9 protein-coding genes are annotated in these 7,048 nt (G+C 61.5%); 8 read left to right on the forward strand and 1 reads right to left on the reverse strand.

Annotated features, from left to right (window positions below):
* Positions 1 to 95: 95 nt before the first annotated feature.
* Positions 96 to 638 carry a hypothetical protein gene (locus PG888_RS14035; protein WP_182937675.1) on the reverse strand — a complete coding sequence of 181 codons (543 nt, stop codon included), beginning with the start codon at positions 636 to 638 and terminating at the stop codon, positions 96 to 98.
* A gap of 106 nt (positions 639 to 744) precedes the next feature.
* Here PG888_RS14035 and PG888_RS14040 point away from each other — a divergent pair, with 106 nt between their 5' ends.
* The 8 genes from PG888_RS14040 to PG888_RS14075 all read left to right on the forward strand — a co-directional run bounded on the left by PG888_RS14040 (position 745) and on the right by PG888_RS14075 (position 6,801).
* Positions 745 to 1,515, forward strand: coding sequence for an amino acid ABC transporter ATP-binding protein (locus PG888_RS14040; protein ID WP_182937676.1), 771 nt, complete (start codon positions 745 to 747; stop codon positions 1,513 to 1,515).
* On the forward strand, positions 1,508 to 2,305 hold the full coding sequence (locus PG888_RS14045) for an amino acid ABC transporter permease (RefSeq protein ID WP_182937677.1): 798 nt from the start codon (positions 1,508 to 1,510) through the stop codon (positions 2,303 to 2,305). Before PG888_RS14040 ends, PG888_RS14045 begins: the two co-directional genes overlap by 8 nt.
* Before the next feature lie 2 nt (positions 2,306 to 2,307).
* Positions 2,308 to 3,129 (forward strand): transporter substrate-binding domain-containing protein, encoded by an 822-nt coding sequence (locus PG888_RS14050; RefSeq protein WP_043823663.1) that lies wholly within the window; start codon positions 2,308 to 2,310, stop codon positions 3,127 to 3,129.
* A complete protein-coding gene (locus PG888_RS14055; RefSeq protein ID WP_182937678.1) occupies positions 3,129 to 4,034 on the forward strand; it encodes an amino acid ABC transporter permease in 906 nt (301 codons plus the stop codon). Before PG888_RS14050 ends, PG888_RS14055 begins: the two co-directional genes overlap by 1 nt.
* On the forward strand, positions 4,028 to 4,765 hold the full coding sequence (gene mepA / locus PG888_RS14060; RefSeq protein WP_182937679.1) for a penicillin-insensitive murein endopeptidase: 738 nt from the start codon (positions 4,028 to 4,030) through the stop codon (positions 4,763 to 4,765). Before PG888_RS14055 ends, mepA begins: the two co-directional genes overlap by 7 nt.
* Before the next feature lie 85 nt (positions 4,766 to 4,850).
* On the forward strand, positions 4,851 to 5,441 hold the full coding sequence (locus tag PG888_RS14065; protein WP_005346564.1) for a LemA family protein: 591 nt from the start codon (positions 4,851 to 4,853) through the stop codon (positions 5,439 to 5,441).
* Positions 5,438 to 6,163, forward strand: coding sequence for a TPM domain-containing protein (locus PG888_RS14070; protein WP_182937680.1), 726 nt, complete (start codon positions 5,438 to 5,440; stop codon positions 6,161 to 6,163). Before PG888_RS14065 ends, PG888_RS14070 begins: the two co-directional genes overlap by 4 nt.
* A gap of 20 nt (positions 6,164 to 6,183) precedes the next feature.
* Positions 6,184 to 6,801: a TPM domain-containing protein gene (locus PG888_RS14075; RefSeq protein WP_005337196.1), complete on the forward strand. Its 618-nt coding sequence runs from the start codon at positions 6,184 to 6,186 to the stop codon at positions 6,799 to 6,801.
* Positions 6,802 to 7,048 lie beyond the last annotated feature (247 nt).

Genomic DNA, 7,048 nt, shown 5'->3' on the forward strand with positions numbered 1-7,048 from the left:
GTGATTGATCTCTTGGGTGAACAGTGCAGACAAGATCAATTCGAGTCACTGGCAGTATCTGAGCTTTGCCGGGAATTGTCGAGAAAATAGTCGATTCAGGCCGCTTGCAGATCTGACAACCGTTGCGCCAGCATCCGGCGACCGTGCCAGGCCCGTTTAAAGCCGAAGCGATAGACCGACGGGCTCACCAGATGCAACTCCCCCGCCTTGAGATCCAGCAAGGCCATGGCCGCCGCCAGCTGCTCTTCACTCAGTTGCAGATCGAGGCTGAAGTCGAGCCACTGGCCATCGTGACCCACTCGCCGCTCTCGCTCGAGCGCCACCAGCTGGCTGCGGGGCAGCGCCAGCGCCTCATCCTTGTTGCCATTGAGCAGATAGATATACTGTTCATCCCAGCCCAATTCCGCCAGTCGCCAGGGCTGCCAGCTGCGGGGCAGCGACACCATGATACCGGTGATGCCACCAAAGACCACGCCCACCCAGTTGAGCAGCGCCATGGCGCCCCAGCCATGCCACAAGGAGGCCGCCACCACGCCCCAACTCACCAGCAACAGCAGAAAAATGACGCAGCGATAGCGAACCGCTGGCGGCATCAACAGCTGTACCTGTGAATCGGCAAGCAAGGATGTAATACGCATGAAAAGCTCCTGTCATCACGAAATGGCGCCATTGTGAATAGCCATCAGGATGCTGACAAGGGGGTTTTCTTTGTCATCCCCCTATAAAATCAATACCATGGCGTAAATGATTCTCAGTGGAACCCGTTTCTTGACCAGCTCGCAACCCTGTGTGCGCTTTTGTGGCGTCGACAAATTCTATGGCGACTTTCAGGCTCTTCATCACATCGATCTCACCATTGAACGGGGAGAGAAGTGGGTCATCTGTGGCCCGTCAGGCTCCGGTAAATCGACGCTGATCCGCACCATCAACGGGCTGGAGGGGATCGACGGCGGCCAGCTGTGCCTGTTTGGCGAGCCGGTGACCCCCGCCTACCTGCGCCGCCTGCAAGGTCGGGTCGGCATGGTGTTTCAGCAGTTCAACCTCTTCCCCCATATGACGGTACTGGAAAACTTGATGGTGGCACCGGTACATACCCTGGGGTTGCGCCCCCGGGAGGCCAAAGCCCGGGCGCTCGGACTGCTCGAGCGGGTGCGCATTCAGGCGCAGGCCGACAAGTACCCCCACCAGCTCTCCGGCGGCCAGCAGCAGCGGGTCGCCATCGCCCGCTCCCTCTGCATGCAACCCGAGCTGATGCTGTTTGACGAGCCCACCTCCGCCCTCGACCCCGAGATGATCCGTGAAGTGCTCGATGTGATCCGCGAGCTGGCTGACGAGGGGATGACCCTGATCTGCGTCACCCACGAGATGGGTTTTGCCCGTCAGGTGGCAGATCGGGTGCTCTTTATGGACGAGGGCAAGATCATCGAATCGGCCACGCCCGCCCAGCTGTTCAGCGCCCCCCGGCACCCGCGCACCCAGGCCTTCCTCGAACAGGTGCTCAGCTATCATGGCTAGGCTCAAACACCCTCACCTGCTCGGCTGGTTGTCAGGCACTGTGATGCTCTCTGCGCTACTGGGCTGGGCGCTCTATAGCGGCGCTCGCCAGATGGGCTATGAGTGGCAGTGGCCGCGGGTGTTGCCCTTTCTCGGCGAGTGGGATGAGGGGACCTTTTATGCCGGCCCCCTGCTAAACGGCCTGCTAGTCACCTTGCAGGTGGCACTGCTCAGTCTGCTGGGCACCTTGGTGGTCGGGGTGTGCGTGGTTAGCCTGCGGCTGCTTCCCTCCAGGCTCGGCCCTTGGCTCGCCATCGCCTATCTGGCGCTGGTGCGCACCACGCCCCAGTTGGTGCAGCTCTATATTCTCTATTTCTTGCTGGGCCCCATGCTGGGGCTGGCCCCCCTTGCCTGCGCCGTGTTGAGCCTCTCCCTCTATCAGGGGGCCTTCACCGCCGAAGTGCTGCGTGCAGGTGTACAGGCCATTCCCAAAGGACAGTGGGAGGCAGCCCAGTCGCTTGGCTTGTCACGGGCCATCACCCTGCGCACCGTGATCCTGCCCCAGCTGGTGCGCATCACCTTGCCGCCGCTGACCAACGAGCTGGTCTCCCTTATCAAACATTCGGCGCTAGTGAGTGTAATCGCCATCTTCGATCTGACCAACGAAGGGCGTACTCTGGTTGCCGATACATTTCTGACCTTTGAGGTGTGGTTTACCGTAGCTGCCCTCTATTTGCTGTTAACCCTGACGCTGTCAGCCTGTTCGCGGGCACTGGCCCGTCACCTGAATCCGGATCAACAAGGACGCTAACCATGAATCTGTCATTCAAGACCACCCTGTCGGGCGCAGCCCTGCTGCTGGCAAGCCTGCTCACTCCGGCACTGGCAGAAACTGCCCCATCCGACACCCAGGCGCAGATCGAGCAGAGCGGTACCCTGCGGGTCGGCATGTCCACCTTCGCCCCCTGGGCGATGCGCGACAAGCAAGGGGCGCTGATCGGTTTTGAGATTGACGTGGCCCGTCGCCTCGCCACAGATAACGGCTGGCAGGTAGAGTTCGTGCCTACCGCCTGGGATGGCATCATCCCCTCCCTGCTGGCGAAAAAATATGACGTCATCATCGGCGGCCTCACCATCACCCCCGAGCGGGAGAAGAGCGTGCGCTTCACCCAGGCCTACTCCCATTCGGGGGTGCAGCTGGCCGCCTCCAGCACCATGGCCAAAGAGAAGAAAACCGTGGCGGACTTCAACCAGCGCGGGGTGATCCTGGCGGTACGTCGTGGCGCCTCACCGGTACAGGTGGCAAAAGAACACTTCCCCAAGGCCACCCTGCGCCAGTTTGATGACGAGTCACAGGTATTTCAGGAGGTGCTGAACGGCCGCGCCCACGGCGCCCTCTCCTCTTCCCCGAAACCCGAGCAAGAGGCGCTGCGCCACCCGGATGCCCTCTTTATGCCGTTTGCCGAGCCGTTGGCACAAGGCGATGAAGGCTTTGCCCTGCGCAAGGGGGATGATGCCCTGGCTGAGCAGTTCAACGAGTGGATCGCCGCCCGTCAGGCCGATGGCTGGCTCAAGGCGCGCCATGACTACTGGTTCAAGTCGCTGGCGTGGGAAGCGCAGGTCGCCAATCCCTGATGCTGATTGCTCTAAAAGAGACCATCCGGCGAATCGTCCAGAAGCGATGTCGGCGTATCAACTGGCTGGATGGGGCGATCGCCCTGCTCTTGCTGCTGGCAGGCCTCTGGCTGGCCAGCCGCTTGCACATCGGAGTGGCCTATCAGTGGCGCTGGCATGAAGCCTTCGACCTGCTGTTCACCCCCGGCCCTCACGGCGAGTTGCCCTACTTTTTCAGCGGTCTGCTCACCACCTTCCGTATCGCCCTGCTCGGCATGGTGCTGGCGCTGCTGCTCGGCACTGCGCTGGGGGTAGCTGCCTTCAGCCGCCGACCCTGGCTGGTGATGCCCGCGACCCTGTTTATCCAGCTGATCCGCAATCTGCCGCCGCTGGTCTTTATCTTCATCTTCTACTTCTTTATCGCCAACCAGCTGCTGCCTGCAAGCGGCCTCTCCCGCTGGCTCGGCACCGTATCACTCTCCCCGTGGCAAGAGGCGCTGTTTGGCCCACCTGCCCGCTGGGAGAACCTCATCTCAGGCACCCTCTGCGTTGGCATGATCAGCGCAGCCTTCGTCGCCGAGATCGTCCGCGCCGGGCTGGCCGCCATCCCCCGTGGCCAGTGGGAGGCGGCGCAGAGCCTCGGGCTCTCCCCCTGGGTGCGGCTGCGCCATGTGATCCTGCCGCAGGCCATGCTGCTGATGCTCCCCCCCCTCACCGGCCAGCTCATTGCGCTGGTGAAGGATACCGCCATCGTTTCCCTTATCTCGGTGCAGGAGCTCACCTTCGTCGGCACCGAGATGGCCAACTCCAGCGGACTGGTCTACGAGATCTGGCTGCTGGTGGCCACGGCCTATTTATTTATATGTTTGAGTCTGTTCGTATTGCTGAGCCGACTCGAAGCAAGACAAGGAGCACGCACATGCTGACGTCCCTGTTGCTGGCGACTGTATTGCAAGCGGAAGCCATCGGTGGTTATGCCGCCGGTTGCCTGAAAAACGGCGTATCCCTGCCCCTCGAAGGGCCGGGTTATCAGGTGATCCGCACCAAACGACTGCGCTACTACGGCCACCCCGACCTTATCCACTATCTGCAGACGCTGGCCAACCAGACCCGCATGGCCGGGCTGCCGGATCTCTATATCGCCGATCTGGCGATGGCCCGGGGCGGCCCCTTTACCTCCGGCCATCGCAGCCACCAGACCGGACTCGACGCCGATATCTGGTTTCGCATGGCCAACCGCCCCATCAGCAAATGGGAGCAGGATGCCCCCAAGGAGTGGGCACTGATCGACGAACCCAGCTACAAGATGTTACCGGGCCGCTTTGGCCCCCAGCAGCTCACCCTGCTGCGGCTTGCGGCCAGCAAACCCGAGGTGGCCCGTATCTTCGTCAATCCGGTGATCAAAGCCGCGGTCTGCCAACAGGCTGGTGACGAGCCCTGGGTCGCCAAGCTACGCCCCTGGGTGGGCCACTTCAGCCACTTCCACGTGAGGCTGCGCTGCCCGGTAGGCAGCCCCGATTGCGAACCTCAGGCCCCCATTCCACCCGGCAATGGCTGCGGGGAAGAGCTGGCCTCCTGGCTCAAAGACAAGCCCCAACTGCCCAAGGTCTCCGGCATCAACAAGCGACCCGAACTACCTGCGCGTTGTGGCAACTGACCCCAAGCTGGTATGGTGGTGCACTCTTGGTCGTACACCATCCATGGCGCACTATCGACTCGAAATATCAAAGGAGAACAACAAGATGGCCACATCACTCTGGCGCAGAACCACGCAGAGCCTGTTGACCCTGACCCTGCTGCTCGGCCTGACCGGCTGCGGCATGAACAATATTCCGACCCTGGATGAGCAGGTCAAGGCGAGCTGGGGGCAGGTGGAGAACCAGTATCAGCGCCGTGCCGATCTCATTCCCAATCTGGTCGCCACCGTCAAGGGCTACGCCAGCCATGAGCAGGAGACCCTAAAGGCGGTCACCGATGCCCGTGCCCGGGTCGGCAGCGTGCAGGTGAGCGATCCTGCCCAGCTCAAGGAGTTTGAAGCGGCGCAGAACCAGCTCTCCAGCGCCCTCTCCCGCCTGATGGTAGTGGTAGAACGCTACCCCGAGCTGAAAGCGGATCAGCAGTTCCTTGCCCTGCAGGCCCAGCTGGAAGGAACCGAGAATCGCATCTCGGTGGCACGCCGCGACTATATCGAGGCGGTGCGCCAGTTCAATACCGAGATCCGCACCTTCCCCGGCGTTATCTGGTCCAAGCTGCTCTACTCGGATCTGGAGGCCAAACCCAGTTTCAGTGCCAAACCCGGTGCCGATGAGGCGCCCAAGGTCAGCTTCCAATGAAGATGATGCTGCGTGCGCTGCTCCCTTTTCTGCTGCTCTGGACGGCGGCGCTGCAGGCCGCGCCGAATTTTCCGGCCTTGAGCGGACGGGTGGTGGATGAGGCGGCGCTGATGTCCCGCAAACAGGCCCATCAACTGACCCAACAGCTGGCCGCCTTTGAAAAGCGCAGCGGTATCCAGCTGGTGGTGGTCTCCATCGACAGCCTCGACGGGGAGACCATCGAGGAGTACGGCTATCAGCTCGGTCGCCACTGGGGGATCGGCCAGAAAGGCAAGAACAACGGCGTGCTGTTGCTGATTGCTCAGGATGAGCGCAAGGTGCGGATCGAGGTGGGATACGGGCTGGAAGGCGCCCTGCCCGACGCCATCGCCGCCAACATCATCCATGGTCGCATCCTGCCTGCCTTCAAGCGCGGCGATATGGTGGCCGGGATCATGGCGGGCAGCCAGAGCATCATGAAGGCACTCGCCGGGGAATATCAGCCAGTCGAGCAGCAGAAGGATGAGACATCCGGTGGCCCCTGGCTGTTTATTCTGGTGGTGATTGCGATGATCGTGCTCCACAACCTGCGCGGGGGTGGCGGCGGTGGGCCGGGAGGACGACGTCGGGCGGCCTACATGGCCGGTGGATTTGGTTCCGGCGCCTTTGGTGGTCGCTCTGGCGGCGGATTCAGCGGTGGCGGCGGCAGTTTTGGCGGCGGCGGAGCCTCCGGTGGCTGGTAACAGGATTAAAGAGACAAATCATGATTTCTAAACAGTTCTTCCACACGCTTCAGGCCAAGGTGCGCGAAGCGGAGCTAGAGACTGATGCTGAACTGGTCACCGTGCTGGCACCGGCCAGCGATGGCTATCGCTACATTCCGACCCTCTGGGCGGCGCTGCTGGCGATGCTCACCCCGCTGCTGGTGTTCCAGCTCGGATTCTGGCTCGGCTGGTACGAAATCCTGCTGGTGCAGTGGTCGGTCTGGCTGCTGCTGAGCCTGCTGTTCCACTGGACCCCCATCAAGATGCGGCTGATCCCGAAGAAAGTACGCCAGCACCGGGCGGCGCTGATGGCCCGCCTGCAATTTGTCGAGCAGGGGCTGCACCGCACCCGCGACCGGCTCGGGGTGCTGATCTTCGTCTCTGCCGCCGAGCACTATGTCGAAATACTGGTGGATGACGGCATCGCCCAGCATATCGACAATGGCCAGTGGCAGGAGATCATCGACGACTTCGTGGCGCGAGTGCGCAACAAGGAGATCGAACAGGGTTTTCTGGAGTGCGTGGAGCGCGTCAGCGCCATTCTGACCGATGCGTTCCCGGCCACCCGGGATCAAAACGAGCTGCCGGACAGTCTGATCATCCTCGACAAGCCCTGATCCGGTTTAAAAAACCGGCATTCTGCGCAAGGGTTAGTCATTCGGAAAAGATTATGAAAAATAAGGGGAAAAGAGGTTGACCCACACAGCCCTTTCCCCTAAATTACGCCCCGTTCCAGCGCAACAGCGCAGTGAACACCGTGTTGGCTGAACACGTTAAACCACAGACCAAAATTTGGTGAGGTGTCCGAGTGGCTGAAGGAGCACGCCTGGAAAGTGTGTATACGGCAACGTATCGAGGGTTCGA

The organism is Aeromonas sp. QDB23, from assembly GCF_027707745.1.
GTDB lineage: Bacteria > Pseudomonadota > Gammaproteobacteria > Enterobacterales > Aeromonadaceae > Aeromonas > Aeromonas allosaccharophila.

What these genes read in the sequence shown, in the direction of transcription:
- PG888_RS14065 (WP_005346564.1), top strand. Translation starts at nt 4,851, where the DNA reads ATGGCCACATCACTCTGGCGCAGAACCACGCAGAGCCTGTTGACCCTG.
- PG888_RS14070 (WP_182937680.1), top strand. Translation starts at nt 5,438, where the DNA reads ATGAAGATGATGCTGCGTGCGCTGCTCCCTTTTCTGCTGCTCTGGACG.
- PG888_RS14075 (WP_005337196.1), top strand. Translation starts at nt 6,184, where the DNA reads ATGATTTCTAAACAGTTCTTCCACACGCTTCAGGCCAAGGTGCGCGAA.
- PG888_RS14050 (WP_043823663.1), top strand. Translation starts at nt 2,308, where the DNA reads ATGAATCTGTCATTCAAGACCACCCTGTCGGGCGCAGCCCTGCTGCTG.
- PG888_RS14055 (WP_182937678.1), top strand. Translation starts at nt 3,129, where the DNA reads ATGCTGATTGCTCTAAAAGAGACCATCCGGCGAATCGTCCAGAAGCGA.
- mepA (WP_182937679.1), top strand. Translation starts at nt 4,028, where the DNA reads ATGCTGACGTCCCTGTTGCTGGCGACTGTATTGCAAGCGGAAGCCATC.
- PG888_RS14040 (WP_182937676.1), top strand. Translation starts at nt 745, where the DNA reads ATGATTCTCAGTGGAACCCGTTTCTTGACCAGCTCGCAACCCTGTGTG.
- PG888_RS14045 (WP_182937677.1), top strand. Translation starts at nt 1,508, where the DNA reads ATGGCTAGGCTCAAACACCCTCACCTGCTCGGCTGGTTGTCAGGCACT.
- PG888_RS14035 (WP_182937675.1), bottom strand. Translation starts at nt 638, where the DNA reads ATGCGTATTACATCCTTGCTTGCCGATTCACAGGTACAGCTGTTGATG.